Origin of the sequence: Rubrivirga marina (assembly GCF_002283365.1) — a bacterium.
Taxonomy (GTDB): domain Bacteria; phylum Bacteroidota; class Rhodothermia; order Rhodothermales; family Rubricoccaceae; genus Rubrivirga; species Rubrivirga marina.
In genome coordinates, this window is record NZ_MQWD01000001.1 from 2,986,428 (window position 1) to 3,007,018 (window position 20,591).

The following is a 20,591-nucleotide window of genomic DNA, read 5'->3' on the forward strand; positions in this document are numbered from 1 at the left end:
CCCTCCCACCATGCCGTCAGCCCCGATGATCCCGGCCCACGAGCGCGAGCACGCCGAGCGCGTCGCCGACGCCCTTGAGAGCCAGCCCGACGCCGTCCGCGAGCGGTGGGCGCGCGCCCTGGATCACCTCGAGAACGCCAGGGTGTACGACGCCTACCTCGAGTTCAACGAGCTCCTGAAGGCCCCGCTCGGCCCGGTCGCGCAGACCCACGTCCAGCTCCAGGCCGTCCGCTGCCTCCGCGACGCGCCCGTCGAGCGGTCGAAGACCGAGTTGGCCCTCATCGACCCCCAGGACGCGTACCAGACGGTCGTCCTCGACTACCGGCTCGGCTGGCTCATGCGCCACCGGCTCATGAGCGTGGCCGCCGCGCTCCAGTACTTCGACCGCGTTCGCGAGGAGGCCCGCCGCCTCGGCAGCCGCGCGTGGGAGATCGCCGCGCTCCTCGAGAAGGCGACGGCCCTCATGGCCCAGGGCTCGTACGAGCAGGGCATCGAGGTGTGCATGCGGGTCTACAACCTGAGCCGCCGGAACGGCCTCGTCGAGTACATCCCGAAGGCCCTCACGTACAAAGGCTTCGCGCTCGTCAAGCTGGGCAAGCACCATGCTGGGGAAGAGGCGCTGATGAAGGCCCACGAGTTGGCGACGCGGAACGAGCTCGTCGCTGAGCAGGGCCTCGCGCTCCACCAGCTCGCCCAGATCTACCACTACGACTTCAAGTTCTACGGGCTCGCGCTCGAGTACTACCAGCAGGCCCGCGCCACACTCAACCAGGTCCCCGTCTGGCCGTCGCTCCTCGAGCGCGTCGACGAGGACACGGCCAAGGCGCAGGCCGAGCTCCAGGAACTCGACATCGCCAAGATCCTCGGTCCCATCCCGATCAACAAGCTCCGCCAGGAGTACCTCACGAGCCTCGTCAACGGGTTCGTCGGGATCCCGGGCATCGACAACCGGAGCCAGCTCGGCGAGCGGATCGGGCTCACGCGTCAGGCCATCCACCGCAACATCAACTCGTAAGTCGCGACGCGGGGCGGTGAGCGTGGAGACCCACCCCCAGCGGTGCCGGGACTCCGTTCCCGTCGCCGCCCCCCCCGGTTTCCGGCGGTTGACCCCGCCTGCGCCCGCCTCGGTCGGTCCACCGAGGCGGGCGCTCTGTTTTCACGCGACGTTGGCGCAAGCTCCGGAAGCTGGGGGCGCCCGCCTCTAGGGCTCGGTTGGCGGGTTTCAAGGTGAATCGGTGCCATGGGACGCACATGTTCCGTCGTCCAGATGTGGGACGGCGCCGGATCGGGCCGTAGGCCGGAGCTGGGGTACAGCGGCGCGCCTTGCTCCCGTGATCGGGCCGCCGGTATCTTCGCCCCTCAGACGCCACCGACGCCTATTTAGAGTTCGTGCTACGCCCGCGCAGGCATTGCCTGCGCGTCCTCCGGCTCCCCCCGCCTCCGGCCGTACGCACGCACCCTATGTCGCGTCTTGCACTCGTCGTTCTCGTTCTCGCCGCCCTCGTCGGGACGGCCTCGGCCCAGCAGCCCGTCCGCTACGGTCAGACGGACCCGCAGCAACCGGTCGTCCGCGTGGTCGAGACGACGCCGAGCGCCACGACGATCGAGGTGTCCGTCGACTGGCGAACGTCGCTGACGGACGCGGTGGAGCGGAGCGGGGGAGAGGTCCAGAAGCTCGTGGCGATGGCCGTCGGCGGCCAACCGCTCGTGTCGCACGAGGTGGTGCTCGGGGCGGCCGTCCCGCCGGCGGTGTCGATCGTGTCGTTCGAGGGCGACGAGGTGGTGCTCCCCGGCGGCCTCGACCTCGAAGGCTTCGAGGGCCGAGCGGCGGAGGTGCTGTCGGTGGGCGAGCGGCGGCGGGAACTGGTCGGGAGCCTGACGTTCCGGCTTCTTCGCGTCGAGGGCGACCGGCTGATCCGGGCCCGCCGTGTCGTGGTCAGCGTGGCCCGCCCGCCGGTGGCCGCCCGGCTCGCGGCGGCCGGCGACGACAACCCGCACCTCGCCGTCGACCGGAGCGCGCTCGCCGACGGGCGTTGGGTGAAGGTGCCGATCCCCGAGAGCGGCGTTTACCGGATCGATCAGGCGTTCCTCCGCGACTCGCTGGGCGTCGAGGAAACCATCCCGCTCTCGTCCATCGCCGTCTACGGGACGGGCGGGCGGATCCTGCCGGCGGTCAACTCGACGCCGCGTCCGGCGGACCTCGTCCCGGTCCCGTCGTTCGTGTCGGGCGACGTGCTCCTGTTCTACGCCGAGGGGCCGCAGTGGTGGGACTGGGACCCGAGCGCGTTCGGCGGCGGGACCTGGGCCCACGACATCAGCCCGTTCTCGCGGGCCAGCTACTACTTCCTCCGCCTCGACGCCTCGTCGCCCGCCCGCGTCAGCGGCGGCGGGTTCCCCGGCTGGGCCGACGCGAGCCCCGTGGGCCGCATCGAAGACCGGCGGTTCGATGAGGTCGACCTCGCCAACATCGAGCGCGACGACAGCGGCTCCGGCCTCGACTGGTTCGGCCCGCTCCTCGACCAGGGCGGGAGCAGCCTGACCCGCCTCGACGTCACGCCGGCCGGGGCCGACGCGAACTCTCCGGTCTCGTACCGCGCCCGCGTCGCGGCCCGCGCGAGCCCGTCGATCACGCTCCAGATGCTCAAGAACGGGCAGGTGCTCGACTCGGCCCGCCCGGCCCTCGTCTCGCCGTCGTCGAACGGCAACCTCGCCAACGACGCGACGCTGACGGCCGAGACGACACTTGGGGGCGGACTCGCCGTGTCGTTCCGCGTCTCCGGCGGGCGCTCGGGTGCCGAGGCGTGGCTGGACTGGGTCGAGGCCGTGACGCTCCGTCCGGCCGTCGCCGGCTCCGACCGGTACCTCGCGTTCCCGACGCCGGGCGGGCAGACGGGCCGCTTCGAGTTCGCGATCACCGGCTTCTCGTCGGAGCCCCAGGTGTGGGACGTGACGGAGCCCGGTGCGATCCGCCGGCTTGGCGTCCAGGCCTCCGGGAACCAGTACCGCGTCCAGGTCGAGGTGTCCGACTCCCTCCGGCCGCGCGAGATCGTGGCGTTCGACCCGTCGGGCCCGTCGATCAAGACCCCGCTCGGCGTGGCCGAGGCGGGCCGGGACCGGCTGATGCCGGCCGCGCAGTTCGTCCCGAACCAGAACCTCCACGGCGTGGCCGGCTTCCCCAACTACGTCGTCGTGGTCCACCCCAACTTCCGGGCCGCCGCCGACCGGCTCGCGGCGCACCGCCAGGCCGACGGGCTGACGCCGCTCGTGGTGACGACGGACCAGGTGTTCAACGAGTTCGCGGGCGGGACCGGCGACATGCGCGCGGTCCGCGACTTCATGAAGTTCCTCTACGACCGCGCGCCGTCGGACCAGATGCCGCGGTACCTGCTCCTGTTCGGCGACGGCCACTTCAACTACCGTCGGATCGGGAACCAGGCCGCGAGCAACGACGAGCCACCGGGGCTGAGCTACGTCCCGCCGTTCGAGACCGACAACATGGTGAGCCGGACGGCCTCGTACACCACTGACGACTACTTCGGCCTCCTCGGCGACAACGAGGGCGAGTTCGAGTACTTCGACTCGACGACCCAGCGCGTCGACCTGGGCGTCGGGCGCCTCCCGGTCCGGACGGCCGCCGAGGCGGGGACGGTCGTCGACAAGATCATGCGCTACGAGAGCCCGGCGACGCGCGGCGAGTGGCGGACGCGGTTCACGTTCGTCGCCGACGACCAGTACCCGAACTCCTGGGACGACGACCTCCACGTGCTCAACGCCGACGAGACGGCGAAGTTGGCCGAGGCCGTCGATTCGAGCGTGACGCTCCGCAAGATCTACGGGCCGGCGTACCCGAGCGTGATCACGGCGCGCGGGCGCGTCCGCCCGCAGCTCACGGCCGACGTCCGCGAGTCGATCGAAGAGGGCACGCTCGTGTGGAACTACAGCGGCCACGGCGGCCCGAGCGGCCTCGGCGACGAGGACTACATGACGCCGGAGATCGTGGCCTCGCTCGACAACGCGGACCGGTTGCCCGTCTTCGTCACCGCGACGTGCTCGTTCGGCAAGTTCGACATCGCGCACGAGCAGAGCCTCGCCGAGCAGATCCTGCTCCGGTCCGGCGGCGGGGGCGTGGCGATGCTCACGACGGTCCGCCTCGTCTACACCTCGAGCAACCCCGACGCGGCGCTCAACTTCGGCCTCAACCTCGTGCTGACCGAGGAGATGCTCCGGCGCGACGCGGAGGGCCGGCCGTCGCGGCTCGGCGACGCGCTCTACCGGACGAAGAACACGGTCATTGGGGCGAGCAACAACAACCGGAAGTTCAACCTCCTCGGCGACCCGGCCATGCGGCTCGGGCTGCCGGAGCGTCCGATCACGGTGTCGGTGCCCGACCGGTTCGAGGCGTTCTCCGAGGCGACGATCACCGGCCAGGTCCTCGGCCTCGACGGCCAGCCCGACCCGGCGTACCGTGGCGAGGTCTCGGTCTCGGTCTACGACGCCGAGCGGATGGTGGAGCTCCCGCCCGACGCGTGCTGCAACACCGACGACGACGGCGACGGCCTCGGCGACTACACGTCGCGCGTCGACCAGATCTACTCCGGGCGCGCCTCGGTGACCGGCGGGACGTTCTCGACGACGTTCCTCGTGCCGCAGGACGTCTCTTATTCCGGCCTCCCTGCCCGCGTCGTCGTCTACGCCCTCGGCGAGGACGGCTCCGACGGGGACGGCCAGTCCACCGAGGCGATCGTGGCCACGACGGCCTCCGCTCGGCCCGACGACGGCGCCGGCCCCCAGATCTCGCTCTTCCTCAACGACTCAACGTTCGTCGACGGCGGCCCGACGGGGCCGCAGGGCGTGCTCGTGGCGCGACTCCAGGACGCGAGCGGCATCAACACCGTCGGCGCGGGCGTCGGGCACGAGCTCTTGGTGACGCTCGACGGAGACGCCCAGCGCGCGGTCGACGTCGGGCGCTTTTACCAGGGCGACCTCGACACGTACCGCTCGGGCACCGTCCGCGTCCCGCTCGCGTCGCTGAACGGGGGCGAGGCGCTGGCGCCCGGCGAACACACTGCGACCCTCACGGCGTTCGACGCCCTCAACAACGCGTCGACCGCGACGGTCCGCTTCGTGGTGGTGGACGAGGGGCTGATCGTGCGGAGCGTCCTCCCGTACCCCAACCCGACGGCCGGGCCGTCGCGGTTCTTCGTCGAGCACAACCAGCCCGTCGGGACGCCCGCCCGGCTCCAGCTCCGGATCTACACGCTCGCCGGGCGGCCCGTCCGCACCATCGACGGCACCGAGGCGTTGCCTGGGGGGTTCCTCTCCGACCGGACCGTCCAGATCCCCTGGGACGGCCTCGACGACGACGCCGACCGGCTCGGCTCCGGCGTCTACCTCGTCCGCCTCCGCGTCGAGACCGACGACCCCGCTGGCGGGACCCGCGTCGCCGAGCGCGTCGAACGACTGGCCGTCATCCGCTAGCTTCGCTCGGCGCGCCGCGCTGGGCCCCTCCCACAGACTTCCCTTCCCCCCGACCATGACTCGCACCCTCCTTCTCGCCGCCCTCGCGCTCGTCGCGTGGCCGGCCGCGGCCCAGCAAGCGCCCGAGGAGATCGTCCTCACGACGGCCGTCCCGTTCCTCCAGATCGAGCCCGACAGCCGGGCCTCCGGCATGGGCATGGCCGGCGTCGCCGTCGCCGACAACGCCTACGCGCCGTTCTGGAACCCGGCGGGCCTCGCCGGCCAGCAGGGCACGGAGGTCTCGTTTACGCACGCCCCGTGGCTCCCGGCCCTCGGCGCGAACCTCAGCTACGAGCACCTCTCGGCCAAGCACGGCCTCGGGAGCCTCGGGACCGTCGGCGGCCACCTCACCTACTTCGACCTCGGTACGCAGACGGCGACCGACGAGACCGGCTTCGAACTCGGCACGTTCTCGTCGTACGAGTTCGCGCTCGGCCTGAGCTACGGCTACCCGATCACCGAGAACCTGTCCGTCGGCACCGGCGCGCGGTTCATCTACTCGAACCTGACGGGCGGCACGCGGATCAACAACACGACGCCGACCTCGGCCGGGACGTCGTTCGGCGTCGACCTCGGCGTCAAGTACACCGGGCCGGAGCTCGGGCTGGGCAAGTCGTCGCGGCCGACGGTCGCGTTCAACCTCGCCAACATGGGCCCGGGCATCTCCTACGTCGAGTCGACCCCCGGCGACACGGTCCTCACGGGGCAGCCCGACGCGATCCCGACGACGCTCCGGTTCGGCGCGGCGCTCAACACCCAGCTCGACGACTTCAACCGGATCACGGTCGCCCTCGACCTCAACAAGATCATCGTCAACCGCGACGCGGCGACGGGCGAGTACGACCCGTTCTACGAGGCGCTTTTCACGTCGTGGGAGTCGCGGCTCGTCAAGACGAGCACGATCGCCGGCGAGACGTGCACGACGCTGGGTGAGGACGACGACCCGGACAACGACTGCCGCGAGGTCAGCGGGCTCCGCTCGCTCACGCTCGGGACCGGCCTCGAGTACTGGTACAACGACCTGTTCGCGATGCGCGCCGGCTACTTCTACGAGGACCCGGCCAACGGCAACCGCCAGTTCCTGACGTTCGGCACGGGCCTCCGGTACAGCCTCGTCGGCGTCGACATCTCGTACATCTACGCGCTCCAGGAGAACTCGCCGCTGGCCGACCAGCTCCGGTTCTCGCTCCTGCTCAACATCCCGCGCTAGCCGTCGCCGATCCGCCCGGGTGCCCCCGCCTCGACGCCGAGGTGGGGGCACTCGTCGTTTGTGCCCATGACCGAGATCCAGGCCGTCGGGACGTTCGCGGGGCTGCTGCTGGGGGCGGTCGCGGTGGGGGAGGGGCTCCGCGTGATCGGCTGGGGCGGCGAGGCGACGCGCCGGGTGGTCCACGTCCTCGTCGGCCTCGCGACGGCGGCGGCGCCGGTGTGGTTCGACCGGCCGCGTGGCATCGCGCTCTTGGCCGTGGTGTTCGTCGTGGCGAACGGGGTCGCCTTGGGGCGGGGGTGGCTCCCGGGCGTGCACTCGGTGTCGCGGAGGTCGTGGGGGACCGTCACTTTCCCGCTCGCGCTCCTCGTGGCGCTCGCGTTGTGCTGGACGCCGGGTGGCGAGCGCGTCGTCGTGCTCCAGGCCGCGTTCCTCGTCCTCGCGCTCGCCGATCCGGCCGCGGCCCTGATCGGCTCGCGGTCGCGCCGAGGCGGGCGGTACCGGGTGGGCGGCGGAGAGAAGTCGGTGGTGGGCTCGCTCGCGTTTGCCGTTATTGCATTCGTCACACTCGTCGGGGCACTCGCGTGGGAAGGAGGTCGGCCACTCGACCGGACCCTGATCGGCGGAGCGGCCGTGGTCGCTGGGCTGGCGACGGTCGCCGAGGCTCTCGGCACGCGGGGGTGGGACAACCTGTGGATCGTGCTGGCCGTCGTCGTCGGAGGGACGTGGTGGGTGGAGTCGCCTGACTCCGTCCGCCTCGGGCTCCTCGCGGTGGTGGGCGCGGCGGCGTTCGCGGGCGGGGCGGTCCGGGCGGGCGCGCTCGGCGTCTCGGGCGGGCTGGCCGCGTCGCTGTTCGCGTGGGGCCTCGTCGTGCTGGGCGGCGTGGCCTGGGCCGTCCCGGCGCTCGCCTTCTTCGTGCTGTCGAGCGGATGGTCGGCGGTGGGGCGGCGGCGGAAGGCGCCGGCCGAGGCGCTGGCGGAGAAGGGGAGCCGGCGGGACGCGGGGCAGGTGATGGCGAACGGAGGCGTCGCCCTCGGCCTGTTGGCGGCGAGCGTGTTCTCGGCCTCCGACGTGTTGCATCCGGCGTTCGTCGCGGCCTTCGCGGCGGCGGCGGCCGACACATGGGGGACGGAAGTGGGCACGCTCGTCGGCGGGCCGACGCGGCGGCTCGGGGTGGGCCACCCGGTGCCGCCCGGGACCTCCGGAGGGATGTCGGTGGCGGGCACGCTCGGTGCGGTCGCCGGGGCCGCCTCGGTGGTCGTCCCGGCGGTCTGGCTGTCGCCGTCGCTCGGCGTGGCCGCGGGAGGCGCGCTGATCGGAGTGGGCGTCGCCGGTTCCGTCCTCGACACGCTCCTCGGGGCGACCGTCCAGGCGCGCTACCGGCTCCCGGACGGGACGCTCACGGAGCGCACCGAGGCGGACGGGCGCGCGCTCCCGCGGGCGGCCGGCGTGCGTGGGGTCGGCAACGACGCCGTCAACTGGGCGTGCACGGCGTCGGGGGCGCTGAGCGGGGCGCTCGTGGGCCTCGGCCTCGGGTAGAGCCGTGTGCCCTGACACATGTGACGCACGGATGCCGGCCCGCGGCCGTTGGGGAGGCGTCGGGCGCCGGCCGTAGCTTGGCCGCTCCACTCTACACACGCGCATGGCCTGGTACCGGAAGCTCCACTGGCAGATCATTCTCGGCCTCTTGCTGGGCCTCGCCTTCGGCGTGCTGGCGGCCATCGGTGGGTGGGGCCCCTTCGTGTCGAACTGGATCGCGCCGTTCGGGACCATCTTTATCACGGCGCTCAAGCTGATCGCCGTCCCGCTCGTCCTCGCCAGCCTGATCACCGGCGTCGCCAGCCTCGCCGACCTCCGCAAGCTGTCGCGGATCGGCGGCAAGACGATCGGGATCTACGTCATGACGACGGCCATCGCCGTGACGGTCGGGGTGCTCCTGGCCGACCTCGTCCGGCCCGGGGACGCGTTCTCGCCGGAGCTCCGCGACGGCCTCGTGGAAGCGTTCGGCGAGGACGCCGGGGCCCGGACCGTCGACGCCGAGGCGATCGCGAACCGGGGCCCGCTCCAGTTCCTCGTCGACGCCGTCAGCGAGAACGCCTTCCAGTCGTTTTCCGACAACGGGAGCATGCTCCAGGTCGTCGTGATCGCCATCCTGTTCGGGATCGGGCTCGTGCAGGTGCCGAAGGAAAAGGCCGAGCCGGTCCTGGCCTTTTTCGAGGGCCTCAACGACGTCGTGATCCGGCTCGTCGACATCGTGATGCTGCTCGCGCCGATCGGCGTGTTCGCGCTCCTGGCCGACACGATCGTCGCGACGGCCGGCGACGACCCGACGCGGATCCTCGGCCTGCTCGACGGGCTCAGCCGGTACATGGCCGTCGTCCTGGCCGGTCTCGCGATCCACACCGTCGTGGTCTACCCGACGCTCCTGAAGCTGTTCACCCCGATGGGTCTGAAGGACTTTTTCCAGGGGATCGGGCCGGCGCAGCTCGTCGCGTTTTCGACGTCGTCGTCGGGCGCCACGCTGCCCGTCACGATGGAGCGGTGCGAGGAGAAGCTCGGCGTGAGCGAGGAGGTCTCGTCGTTCGTGCTCCCGCTGGGCGCGACGATCAACATGGACGGGACGGCGCTGTACCAGGCCGTCGCCACGTTGTTCATCGCGCAGGCGTTCGGGCTCGACCTCGGGCTCGGCGCGCAGCTCACGATCGTGCTCACGGCCGTGCTCGCCTCGATCGGGACGGCGGCGGTGCCGGGCGCCGGCATCATCATGCTCGTCATCATCCTCGAGGCCGTCGGCGTGCCGGCTGCCGGCATCGCCCTGATCCTCGGCGTCGACCGGATCCTCGACATGTGCCGGACGGTGACGAACGTGACGGGCGACGCGACGGTCGCGACGGTCGTCGCCGCCAGCGAGGGCCAACTCGGGCCCGTCAACCTCTCCGAAGACTCCGACCGCGTCGTGGTCGCCGCATGATCCGTCCCCTCCTCGTCCTCGCGTTCGCCGCCGCCTCGGTGTCGGCCCAGCCCACGCCCGGCGGCGGCGCCGACGCCCCCGCCCTCAGCCCGGCCGCCCAGCAGGCGCTCGGCCTGTCGGACGCGGGCGCCGCGCTCTACGCCCGCGCCTACGCCGACGCCCTCGCGTTCCGGCTCGACGACGCCCGCGCCGGCTTCCGCCGCCTCGGCGCGTCCGAGCCCGAGTCCGCCGCCGCCGCCTACGGGCTGGAGAGCGTCGCGCTCTGGGAGGCGCTCGTGACCGAGGAGGACGCGGTGTTCGACCGGTTCTACGCGCTCAACGACTCGCTGACGGCCCGGGCCGAGGCGCTCGGCGACGCGCCCGGCGCTCGCCTCGCGGTCGCCGCGGCCAAGCTCCACCGCGCGCTCGCGTTCGGCCGCCAGGAGCGGTACACGCGCGCCGGCAACTCCTTTCGCGAGGCCTGCGGCCAGTTCCGCGACCTCACCGAGGCCGACGCGCTCTACGGGCAGGGCGTCTGCGAGGTCGCGGCCGGGTCCGTCCCGCGGACGTATCGCTGGTTGGCCCGCCTCTTCGGGTTCACGGGGAGCGTGTCGGGCGGGCTCGACAAGCTCGATCGCGCCGCCCGCGCCGACGCGATGCTCGCCGTCGACGCGACGGTCGCCCTGGCCATCTCCGACGCCACGCTCAACGAGCGCCGCGCCGGCTCCGTCGACCGCCTCGTCGCCCTGGCCGACGCCTGGCCCGAGTCGCCGGTCCTCGCCTACCTCGCGGGGTATCACCTCCTCCTCGACCGCCGCGCCGACGAGGCCGAGGCGGTCCTCCGCCGGGCCGAGTCGTCGCTCCAGGGCGAGGGCGTGACGCCCGTCCCGTTCCTCGACGCCCACCTCGGGACGGCGCTGTTCCGTCAGCGCGAGTTCGAGGCCGCCGCGCCCATCCTCGAGCGCTACGCGCGGACGTTCCGGGGCCGCGCCCTCGTGGCGCAGTCGACGCTCTATGCCGGGATCGCGTACGAGATGACCGGCGACCGACGCCGGGCCGAGGCGCTGTACCGCCGCGTCCGCGCCGGGCGCGACTACGACGTGGACCTCTGGGCCGAGCGCGACGCCGAGAGCCGGCTGGACGCGCCGATGACGGACGCCCAGCGTGCGCTCGTGGTCGGCGGCGCGGCGTTCGACGCGGGCGACTACGAGGAGGCCGTCCGCGTCCTCCAGCCCATCGTCACCGACAGCAGCCTGCCCGAGGCGGACCGGGCCGAGGCCGCCTACCGTACGGGCCGCGCCCGCCAGGCCCAGGAGGACTGGGACGAGGCGCTCCGCCACTTCCGCCTCGCGGCCGACAGCCCCGGCGACCCGCTCGCCCGGTGGGGCCCGTGGTCGGTTTACCACATGGGCGAGGTCTTCGAGGCCACGGGCGACCTCGACGAGGCCGAGCGCCACTACGAGCGCGTGCTCGAGAACGAGACGGAGTTCGACTACAACAAGTCGCTCGAGCAGCGGACGCGCGCCGCCCTGGAGCGGATCGGGCGCTAGCCCGGCGACCCTCCCATCCCACCATGCCCCGACTCTTCGTCGCCGTCCTCGCCGCCGTCCTGGCCGTGCCCGCCTCGGTGGGGCAGGAGGCCCACTTCCAGACGGTCTGCACGCTGTACGATCATGACGGCGAGGCCGTCAGCGGCCCGCTTCAGGAGATCCAGTTGTCCGAGGCCGCGCTCGAGGGGGAGGCGACGCGGGTCGTGACCGAGAGCGCGACGGCGACGTTCGTCGTCGACTACTCGTCGAGCTTTACGGCGCAGGCGCGGGCGGCCTTCCAGCGCGCCGTCGACATCTGGGCCGACCACCTCACGTCGTCCGTCCCGATCCGCGTCAAGGCCGACTTCGCGCCGCTCGGGACGAACACGCTCGGGAGCGCCGGGCCGAACGTGACGGCCAACTTCCTGAATCGGCCGCGGGCCAACACGTGGTACCCGTTCGCGCTCGCCGACGCCCTGGCGGGGCGGGACCTCAGCCCCGACCCCGGCAACGATTTCTATTACGACATCGTCGCCCAGTTCAGCAGCACGAACAACAGCTTCTACTTCGGGCTCGACGGCAACCCGCCGTCCAATCAGTTTGACTTCGTGACGATCGTCCTCCACGAGCTCGGCCACGGCCTCGGTTTCGTCGGCTCCGGCAAGGTGGACAACGGGGCGGGTGCGGACGAGTGCACGGGGTCTGCCGGCCAGGGATGCTGGGGCTTCTTCGACGGCGAGTTCTTCCAGTTCCCGTTCATCTTCGACCGGTTCCTCGACGACACGAACGGCGTCTCGATGCTGAACCAGGCGACGTACGGGAACCCCTCCAACGCGCTCGGCAACCTGCTTCAGAGCCGGGAGCTGTTCATGGACTCGCCGGAAGTGGTCCGCCTGTACGGCGAGCCCGCCCCCGTCTGGGCGCCGACCCCGTTCAACGAGGGCTCGTCGTTCTCGCACTGGGACGAGGTCGTCGTAACGGGCACGTCGGCCGCGCTGATGACCCCGCAGGTCGCCCGAGGCGAGGCGTACCAGGACCCCGGCGACATCACCTGCGCGTTCATGAGCGACATTGGCTGGCCGCTCGGCTCGGGCTGCCAGTTCCTGACCGTCGCGGACGAGGCTGCCCCAGAGACGGCGTCGTTCCGCATCGAGTTGGCCGGTCCCAACCCGTTCCGCCAGTCGACCGCCGTTCGCGTCATTCGCCCCTCGGCGGGGCCGTTGCGCGTCGTCGTGCTGGACGCTCTCGGCCGCGAGGTCGCCCGCCTCGCCGACGGCGCCGAGGCGGGCGAGGTCACGGTCCCGTTCGTCCCGGCCGGGCTCGCCTCGGGCGTCTATCGGGTCGTCGCCGAGTCGGAGGGCCAGCGGGCCAGCCAGAGCGTGACGGTCGTCCGATGAGGCGGTTCGTTGCGGTCCTCGCCGCGGGCCTGTTCGTCGCGTCGGCGTCGGCGCAGGTGGAGGTGCTCCGGGCCACGGACCACTGCGTGCTGCCGGTCACGGCGTTCGAGGCCCCCGCGAGCGCCGCGCGGACCGCGTTCCCGTCGGCGCCCGACTGCGTCCCGGCGACGGAAGGCGCCGTGTTCGACGTGACCTACGACGGCTTCCCACCCGGCGCCGAGGCCGCGTTCCAGGCCGCCGTCGACACGTGGTCGTGCCGCGTCCGGTCCGACCAGCCCATCCGCGTCCTCGCCACGTGGGACCAACTGGCGCCGTCGACGCTCGGCTCCGCCGGCCCCTTCCTCTACCGCAACTTCGACGGCGCGCCGACGCGGGACGTCTGGTACGCCTCGGCCCTCGCCGACGCGCTCACCGGCCGGGACCTCGGCGCGGACCGGCCCGACATCGAAGCCTTCTTCAACAGCGACTTCGACGACTGGCACTTCGGGCCGGGGCCGCCGCCGCCCGGCGACTACGACCTCTACACGGTCGTGCTCCACGAACTCGCCCACGGCCTCGGCTTCATCGGGGCGATGACGGTCGAAGGGAGCGTCGGCCGGATCGGGGACGACCCGAGCGGCCCGTTCAGCTACGACCTCCACACGCAGACCGCGACGGGCGCGCCGCTCCTCGACTCGGACCGGTTCCCCGACGGCTCCGTCCGCCTTGGGGCCGCGCTGCAGGGGGAGGTGCGATTCGTCGGCCGCGCCACGGACCAGGTGGCCGGAACTTCGGTCCCGCTCTACAGCCCGCCCCAGTGGGTCCAGGGCGGATCGTACTCGCACCTCTCTGAGGACGTCTACCGCGTCAACACCGCGGACGGACTGATGACGCCGTTCATCGCTCGGGGCGAGACGATCGCGGAACCGGGCGACGTCGTGTGCGCGGTGATCGCGGACGTCGGCTGGTCGCTCGCGGGCGATTGCGCCGCGCGCGTCGGGTCCCTTCCGGCGTTCGACCCCACCCTCACGCTCGAACGGCTCGGGCCGAACCCGACGCCGGGCCGGACGACGATCCGCATCTCGAGCGAGGAGGCGGTATCGATCGAGGTCCGGCTCCTCGACGTGCTCGGCCGGCGTGTAGCCGAATACGGGACGTTCGTGCTGGTCGGCGGCACCGCACGCGATGTCGTGGTTGATGGGGCGCGGATGGGGGGCGGGGTGTATTTCCTTTCGGTCCGAGGGGGGCCCGAGCCGGCCCTCCTCCCGTTGACGGTCGTGCGCTGAGCAGACGCTGGCGGGGGCTCCGTCGGCCTCGGGGGAGCCGTCGGAAGGCGGACTCAAGAGCGCCGATTCCGCTCAGGGTGCTGGACGGAAGACGCCTGATCGGGTGCTACGTTGCGGTCGCTCGGCCGCCCCTTCACACCGCCGAGGACACGCCATGCAGACGACGGGGGACCCGGTGGCTCAGGCCTGTGCGGTCGTCGAGGCCTTCCTCCGCGCCGGGGCGGAGCCCGATCCCACCGCGTTGGAGGCGGCCCTGGACTACGTCGCCGACGACTTCTCGGGTGTCGGGACGGGGACGGGGGACCGCTACGACGGCCGCTCGGCACTGTCCGACGCGCTCCGTCGCGAGCGAGAGCGGAACCCCTCCACAGGCACCGCCGACATCACCTGGCTGCGAGGCCGCGCCTTCCACGCCGGAGCGGTGCTGCTCGAGGGGGTGGTGGGGTTCTCGATCGACGTCCGTGGCGCGACTCACGTGATCGAGCCGCGATGTACGGCGGTGGTCGAGCGGAGGGGGGAGCGGTGGCTCGTCACGCACTTCCACTTTTCCCTAGCGAACGGGGCGCAGGACGACGACGAGACCCTCCTGGACGCTCTTGGGAAGCGGAATCGCGAGCTCGAGGTGGAGGTCGCTCGGCGGACGGTCCAGCTCGGACAGGCGCTCGCCGACCTCCACTCCGCGCAGGCCCGTCTGGTGCACCAACAGACGATGGCCAGTCTCGGCGCGCTCACCGCCGGGATCGCCCACGAGATCAAGAACCCCCTCAACTTCATCAACAACTTCGCGGCCCTCTCGCGTGAGCTCGCGGGCGACCTCCGTCGGGCGCTGGCCGACGGGGACGTGGCCGAGGTGGACGCGCTCCTCGGGGACCTCGCGGCGAACGCGGAGAAGATCGAGGGGCACGGCGCCCGCGCCGACGCCATCGTCCGAGCGATGATGGACCACGGGCGTGGGGGATCCGGCGATCGCGCGCGGGCCGACCTCAACGCGATCGTTTCCGAGTACGCCCGGCTCGCGGATCAGGAAGGCCGACAGCGGTCGGGGCTGGCCTTTCCCGTCACGGTCCGCCTCGACCCGGCGGTGGGAGAGGTCGAGGTGGTCGCGTCCGACATCGGGCGAGTCGTCGTGGGGCTCGTGAGGAACGCGCTAGACGCCCTACGCGAGACGGCGCGCGCACCCACCGAGGCGGACGCCCCTGGAGTGACGGTCTCGACTCGGCGGACGGATCTCGGCGTCGAGATCGAAGTCGTCGACCGTGGGAGCGGGATGGAGCCCACCGTCCGTGCCCGTGCCTTTCAGCCCTTCTACACGACGAAGCCGCCGGGGGAAGGGACGGGGCTTGGGCTGTCGCTCGCGCACGACATCGTGGTCAAGGGCCACGGGGGTACGATTCACCTGGAGAGCGAGAGGGGGTGGGGTACCTCCGTCATCGTCTCGCTCCCCGGCTGAATGAGGGAATGGCGCGGCCCCACGCCGGTCCCCGCATGAAACCGGTTGGACGAGTGCGCTCCGCCGGCCGGCGACAGCGGCGGCACGTCGCGCGGAGGCGTGAGCTCGGACAAAGTCCCGATCCGCAGTCCGCCTCGAGCGGAGGTCGGGGGCGGGCGGGTCGTCGGGCCGTTCAGGAGCGCGGACGACGTACGCGAATTCCCGCGTCGTGGTGGTGGACACGAGTAGGGAGCCAGGAGTGAAAAGGGCGGCTGGGCAGACCAGGCGGCGTGTCCAAACCTACTTCCGTGCCATGCGCTCCATGTGTGACCCCTGTGCCAGGTAGCGGGACCTGTATCGACTTGCCGCGGGGACGACCTGTAGACCACCACATGGGCTTCGTCCGTGTCGGCCAGCCCAGCCCCCTCTGGGGAGCTAGAGGGTTCCCCACTTGTCAGACCATCACCTCTAGAGCGCGGCGATCCAGACGGGTCGCCCATCCTCGAACTGGGCTCTACGCCGTCTCGGCTTGCGTTCAGCCCTCACGAGCGGGTCGGGTGTGTGACGACTTCGCGGCCGGTCGGCCGTTGCGGACAGTTGGGCACCTGGCTTGGCCGACCGGTCTCGATCTCCCCCCCGACTGATGCACGCAGACGTCCCCTGGCCCCCGACCGCTTCGACTGCCGCCTCGGCTGCCGCCGCGATTACCGACGTGTACCCGGCCTCCGGCCGCCCCCCTGCGCCAGTCCCGCTCCTGTCCCCAGAGGGCATGGTGGGAGTCACGCCCGACGGCTTGGCGTTCCGAGTCGGCCTCGGTCCCGACGCGTTCCGGCTCGTACGGTGGTCGGCCGTCCGGCACGTCCTGCCTCCCGTGGGGGACGTGCTGACCGTCTACATCGCTCGCGTCGGGCCGGTCCACTTGCCGCGGCTTCTTGAGCCGGTCATCCGGCTCTACCGCGGAGCATCGTACGGCTGAGGCCGGATCGAAGGGGAACGTCCCTCACGAGTCACGTCGCCGGATCGCACCGGCGCGTCCATCGGCCGCCGGATATCCTGGCAGAAGGATCGGCGCGGTCTCTAGCGCGATCTCGGAGCCGGAGGGGTCGTCGAAGAGGTCAGCCGCGTGCCGAGTGAGACCCCGGTCATCGGGCCATCTCCCCGTGTGAATGACGACGCTCCACGCCATGGGCTGCGGTGTGTAGCGAGACCAGGGCGTCGAGCGGTCGGCCAGCCGCGAGGAGCGATCGGTATTCGTAGACAGCCTGCCTGACGGCCGCGGCTGCGCCTTTCCGACCCTCCAACTCGAGCGTGTCGGCGAACGCGAGCGCTCTTACGGAGAGAGGTGTGGAGGGGTCGGTGTCGAACATGGCCATGGGGGAACGTTAGCACCTATGAAGCCCTTATATCCAGTGTTTGTTAAAGAATGATGCGGCCCCGTGCTGGATGGGTTCAGGCTCCTGGTTTGCTAGGGCACGGGTGCTCCATCTCGTCGTGGACCCTCCCGTGGATCCCCCGCCCACGATCGGGCGAGGCGGGTTCCGCTTGCCCGGAGGCGCCACGTCCGATGCGCCGTGAACGTCGCAGCCAGCTCGAGGTCGGTCCTCGATCGCACGCTCGGCCTCGGTGGGCTGGCAGGGGGGAGACGTCGCCGAATGAGCGGCTCGGCGGTCAAGGGGCGTGGGGGGAGCGAATAGAACGCGATGGGGCCAACGATACCTGGAGGAACGCCGCCGACCTCAGCGCCAGGCGCGAGGGTCTCCTCTCCATCCGCGCCGTCCTCCAGCGGGCCGGTCTCAACGAGTCGTCACCCCAACGAGCGAGGGGCGTTCAACCGCCGCTGGCCACTGAGCGGTGTGGGCGAGCACGAGGATACGCCGCGGCGCCACCGGGACCGAGGGCGCTCGCTCCAGCTGTCGGCTTGCAACGCCGGGTTCGGGCGCTTCGTGGCGCCGGCCCTATCGGTACACGTCTCGCCGGTTCCCCACTTTGACCACCTCGACGACGAGCACGTCGTCGGCGACCGTGTAGACGATCCGGTATTCGCCCTGCCGGACCCGGTACGCGCCCCGGCCCGTGAGCTTGGTGCAACCGGGCGGACGCGGGTCGTCGGCGAGCGCGCCGATCCGGTCCACCACGCTCTGGCGGTCCTTCATGCGACCGATGGCTCGGATCTCCTTGGCCGCGCTCCGCTTCACCTCGATCCGGTACCGCCCCGGCATCAGATGGCGCCCTCCGCCTTGAGGTCTCGGACGAACGACTCGAACGAGACGGTCGGCTCGTCGGCCCGGTCGCGGAGCGCGGCGAGGTCGTCGGCGTCCTCAGCCAGGAGCACGCGGACGGCCTCGTTGACCACGTCGGAAACGGACCGGTCGGTCTCGGCCGCCTTGAGGCGGAGCGCCTTATGGAGGGCGGAGTCGAAGTAGACGGTCGCGCGCTTCGGGCTGGCAGCAGGCATGGTTGTGACTATGACGTTGTAGCGTCAAGACGTTCCAGCGTAGCACCGGGTTTCGAGAAGCGCGCGAATGATTGATTGGCCGCTTAGCCGCGACGGGCGGCGCTGGCGGCAAGAACGAGCGCAAGGATACGCCGACGCCCGAACGAGCTGAGAACGCTTGCGCCCGGCGTCGGCCTACAGCGGCTGGTTACGCCGCGCGATGAGACCAGCGCCACTTCAAGAGCGGCAACGAGAGAGCCGCACCGGCCAGTCCCGTCACCACGTCCCACAGGTCTGCGGTTTGCCGCGGCATCGCGAGATGGGCCACTTCGGCCAGAGACACGAGGGCACCGGCGAGAACGACCGACGCGACGGGCGGCGTCGCGGCGGCGAGCGCCTGCCACGCCGCGAGCGTCCCACCAGCGAAGAAGCTGGGGGCCACGCCGAGCGTCCAGTGTCCACGGATGCCCGCTTCGGACGCCCACGAACGGAGCGGCCCGACCGCCGCGATCCACAGTACGAACGCGGCGACGACGAACGCGAGCAGCCAGCGGTCGGGATGCCGAAGCCTCGCTACAACGTCGTCGAGCACAGCAGATCGGGAGCGCGGTGTAACGAGGGGCCGCTTAGCCGCCGGAGGCGATGGCACGGCGGGTGGACGAGCGAAAGTAGGCGCCTTCGCCCGGACGAGCCAGGAACGCTGAGGCCCCCGGTCGGCCTACAGCGGCGGGTTGGGCCGCCCGGGCTCAGCGCGGGTACACCATCTGGTTCCGCTCTGCATGGACCACGAACACCTCGTCTTCGAGTCGGCTCACCCACCGCTCCTCGCGCCCCTCCGGGACCCCGAAGACGACGAGGTCCTGACCCCGGTACACGTTGACGACGTCGAGCCCGCCTTGGGCCGCGATGAGCGCCCGGACGTGCTCCTCGTCCGCCGCACGCCGGACTACGACCTCGACCCCGTCCCCCCGCCACACCCGCGCCGTGTCGACGAGCGGGTCGGCGGACAGCGCGGCGAGGTAGTCCTCGGGGGCGCCGGAGCGGACGACGGTCTGGACGAGGTACACCGGGGGGAGCGCGACCTGCTCGACCTCGATGCTGTGCTCGCGGGCGTACGCCTCAAGAAAGGCCGGCTCGACGTATCGGACCGAGGCAACGACCTCTCCGGGGATGAACGGGTCGTCGGACTCGAAGGCGTCGCACCCAGCGAGGAGCGCCGGAGCGAGTAGGAGTGCGAGAGCGGGGACGGAGCGCACGGTGATCGGGCAGAGGTGAGCCGCAACGGTAGGTCGGACGACGAACCTTGTAAAGTGCCAAGCAGAGCGCCCAACGTGAGGCGGCCCAACAGCTGGCCGCTTAGCCGCCGGGGCTGGCGGCGCGGCGGGTGGACGAGCGAAGGTAGGCGCCGGCGCTCGGACGAGACGGGGACGCTGAAGCCCCCGGTCGGCCTACAGCGGCGGGTTCTGCCGCCCGCTTCCGTCGTGTCCTTCACTCGCTCCTGGACAGCTCGAACCGCTGGCGGTAGCAGACCCACCTCTCCTCGTGCTCCCCGTAGCGGACCACCACTTTCCCTCGGCTGAAGAGCTGCTCGCTGAGGAACGACTCTGGCCCGGTGGGAATGAGGGTGTACGTGACCACGATGTGCCGGAAAGAGGAATCCCCTCCTGGGATGACGGCTCGGGCATCGACTCGACCGCCCACCACGCGGTAGTTCCCTCGTGAGACGATCGGGCCGTAGTCGTCCCGGGATGTGAGCGAAGTCCGCATGTCCTCGACGGACCGCGCCACGAAGAAGTCTCCGTCGGTAGAGAAGGCCATCGCACGGCCGTTTAGGGTTCCCTCCCCGTCCGTAACGCGGGGGTCCGTCCGGCCGCATGACTCGTTCCCACCGACCGCGACGTAGACGCCAACGTTCGAGAACGGGAGGGCAGACGCCACGGAGGGTTCGGCGTGGAGCCGCCCGCTCGTACCCCGCCAAGCGCACCCGGCAGTGATAGCCGTCAGGAGGACAAAAACAGAGAGCGCGGGGCGGTTCAACGGACGGGACGCGAGGGACTCGCTCCAGCATAGGTCGGTGCGGGAGCGGCCCTCTGGTGCAACCGAACTACAGGCGCCGGGGCGGCAGAACGATTGGCGATTCAGCCGCCTGAGGCGGCGCGACGGTGATCCGAAGCTAGGAGCGGCGCCGACGCCAGCAACGGCCGAGAGCGCTGACGCCCCCGGTCGGCCTACAGCGGCGGGTTCTGCGTCCCCGTCATCGAGGCGGAGTCCGGTGCTCCTCGTCTGCGGCGTACTGGGAAACGCCGACCGCCACGAGACCGCCGTCTCTGAACCACAACGCAACTCGCGCGACCCGGGACGTGTCGTCCACCGCCAACTCCGATTCGTAAAGACCGTCGCTCCACCCTGCGCCAAGCGGCCAGTCCCGGCAGCGGTACGACTCCGGGAATGCGTTTCGAAACTCAGAGAGCGGGGTGCCTGCCCCGAACCGGCCCCGGTCGGTCAGGAGCACGTTGTCGCCCAACTCGAACTGCTTCGGGTAGGCGAGCGAGTCGCCGAGCGTGTTGAAGGTGACGGGGCCGCTCGGATGCCGCGGGTAAGCGATGACGCCGAGGTCGTCAGACCAGGGGAACTCACTGCGGACGGTGTCCGGCGTGCCGAGCGCGGAGCGGACAGCCTCCGGGGACGACCAGAACGGCAGCGCTCCGATCCGCCAGTCGTCGGTCTGCACGACGGAGTACCAATCGCCCCCGCTCTGAAACGCCTCCTCGCAAGCCGCTCGGCGGTCCGCATCGGACGTGGCGCAACCCGCCAGAAGCAGACAGATCAGAGCGGCGGTTTGCTTCAAGGCAGGGGACGCAGA

16 protein-coding genes are annotated in these 20,591 nt (G+C 71.4%); 9 read left to right on the plus strand and 7 right to left on the minus strand.

What is annotated here, in order from left to right; all coding sequences use genetic code 11:
• The first annotated feature begins 10 nt into the window (after window positions 1-10).
• The 9 genes from BSZ37_RS12450 (at window position 11) to BSZ37_RS12490 (ending at window position 15,315) form a co-directional block, all read left to right on the plus strand.
• Window positions 11-1,015: a hypothetical protein gene (locus tag BSZ37_RS12450; RefSeq protein WP_143537648.1), complete on the plus strand. Its 1,005-nt coding sequence runs from the start codon at window positions 11-13 to the stop codon at window positions 1,013-1,015.
• A gap of 446 nt (window positions 1,016-1,461) precedes the next feature.
• The gene (gene porU / locus BSZ37_RS12455; protein ID WP_095510857.1) at window positions 1,462-5,478 is read left to right on the plus strand and encodes a type IX secretion system sortase PorU; all 4,017 of its coding nucleotides are present in this window, start codon (window positions 1,462-1,464) and stop codon (window positions 5,476-5,478) included.
• A gap of 55 nt (window positions 5,479-5,533) precedes the next feature.
• Window positions 5,534-6,727: a type IX secretion system outer membrane channel protein PorV gene (porV, locus tag BSZ37_RS12460; protein ID WP_095510858.1), complete on the plus strand. Its 1,194-nt coding sequence runs from the start codon at window positions 5,534-5,536 to the stop codon at window positions 6,725-6,727.
• Between the two features lie 66 nt (window positions 6,728-6,793).
• Window positions 6,794-8,263: a DUF92 domain-containing protein gene (locus BSZ37_RS12465; protein WP_095510859.1), complete on the plus strand. Its 1,470-nt coding sequence runs from the start codon at window positions 6,794-6,796 to the stop codon at window positions 8,261-8,263.
• A gap of 103 nt (window positions 8,264-8,366) precedes the next feature.
• Entirely contained in the window at window positions 8,367-9,695 is a 1,329-nt protein-coding gene (locus BSZ37_RS12470; RefSeq protein ID WP_095510860.1) for a dicarboxylate/amino acid:cation symporter, read from the plus strand.
• A complete protein-coding gene (locus BSZ37_RS12475; protein WP_095510861.1) occupies window positions 9,692-11,224 on the plus strand; it encodes a tetratricopeptide repeat protein in 1,533 nt (510 codons plus the stop codon). Before BSZ37_RS12470 ends, BSZ37_RS12475 begins: the two co-directional genes overlap by 4 nt.
• 23 nt (window positions 11,225-11,247) lie before the next feature.
• Window positions 11,248-12,600 (plus strand): hypothetical protein, encoded by a 1,353-nt coding sequence (locus tag BSZ37_RS12480; protein ID WP_095510862.1) that lies wholly within the window; start codon window positions 11,248-11,250, stop codon window positions 12,598-12,600.
• Entirely contained in the window at window positions 12,597-13,865 is a 1,269-nt protein-coding gene (locus BSZ37_RS12485; protein WP_095510863.1) for a hypothetical protein, read from the plus strand. Before BSZ37_RS12480 ends, BSZ37_RS12485 begins: the two co-directional genes overlap by 4 nt.
• 154 nt (window positions 13,866-14,019) lie before the next feature.
• Window positions 14,020-15,315 carry a sensor histidine kinase gene (locus BSZ37_RS12490; RefSeq protein ID WP_095510864.1) on the plus strand — a complete coding sequence of 432 codons (1,296 nt, stop codon included), beginning with the start codon at window positions 14,020-14,022 and terminating at the stop codon, window positions 15,313-15,315.
• Window positions 15,316-16,436: 1,121 nt separating this feature from the next.
• On the opposite strand, the gene BSZ37_RS12500 is transcribed toward BSZ37_RS12490, so the two are convergent.
• The 7 genes from BSZ37_RS12500 to BSZ37_RS12530 form a co-directional block, all read right to left on the minus strand.
• Window positions 16,437-16,661 carry a hypothetical protein gene (locus tag BSZ37_RS12500; RefSeq protein ID WP_143537650.1) on the minus strand — a complete coding sequence of 75 codons (225 nt, stop codon included), beginning with the start codon at window positions 16,659-16,661 and terminating at the stop codon, window positions 16,437-16,439.
• A 588-nt stretch (window positions 16,662-17,249) separates the two neighbouring features.
• Window positions 17,250-17,513: a type II toxin-antitoxin system RelE family toxin gene (locus BSZ37_RS12505; protein WP_095510867.1), complete on the minus strand. Its 264-nt coding sequence runs from the start codon at window positions 17,511-17,513 to the stop codon at window positions 17,250-17,252.
• Window positions 17,513-17,749 carry a ribbon-helix-helix domain-containing protein gene (locus BSZ37_RS12510; protein ID WP_095510868.1) on the minus strand — a complete coding sequence of 79 codons (237 nt, stop codon included), beginning with the start codon at window positions 17,747-17,749 and terminating at the stop codon, window positions 17,513-17,515. Before BSZ37_RS12510 ends, BSZ37_RS12505 begins: the two co-directional genes overlap by 1 nt.
• Window positions 17,750-17,936: 187 nt before the next feature.
• The gene (locus BSZ37_RS12515) at window positions 17,937-18,320 is read right to left on the minus strand and encodes a hypothetical protein (protein WP_095510869.1); all 384 of its coding nucleotides are present in this window, start codon (window positions 18,318-18,320) and stop codon (window positions 17,937-17,939) included.
• Between the two features lie 154 nt (window positions 18,321-18,474).
• On the minus strand, window positions 18,475-18,984 hold the full coding sequence (locus BSZ37_RS12520; RefSeq protein ID WP_095510870.1) for a hypothetical protein: 510 nt from the start codon (window positions 18,982-18,984) through the stop codon (window positions 18,475-18,477).
• 232 nt (window positions 18,985-19,216) lie between these two features.
• Window positions 19,217-19,666, minus strand: a complete 450-nt coding sequence (locus BSZ37_RS12525; RefSeq protein ID WP_143537521.1) for a hypothetical protein — start codon at window positions 19,664-19,666, stop codon at window positions 19,217-19,219.
• 316 nt (window positions 19,667-19,982) lie between these two features.
• Entirely contained in the window at window positions 19,983-20,459 is a 477-nt protein-coding gene (locus tag BSZ37_RS12530) for a hypothetical protein (protein WP_143537651.1), read from the minus strand.
• Between the last annotated feature and the right edge of the window lie 132 nt (window positions 20,460-20,591).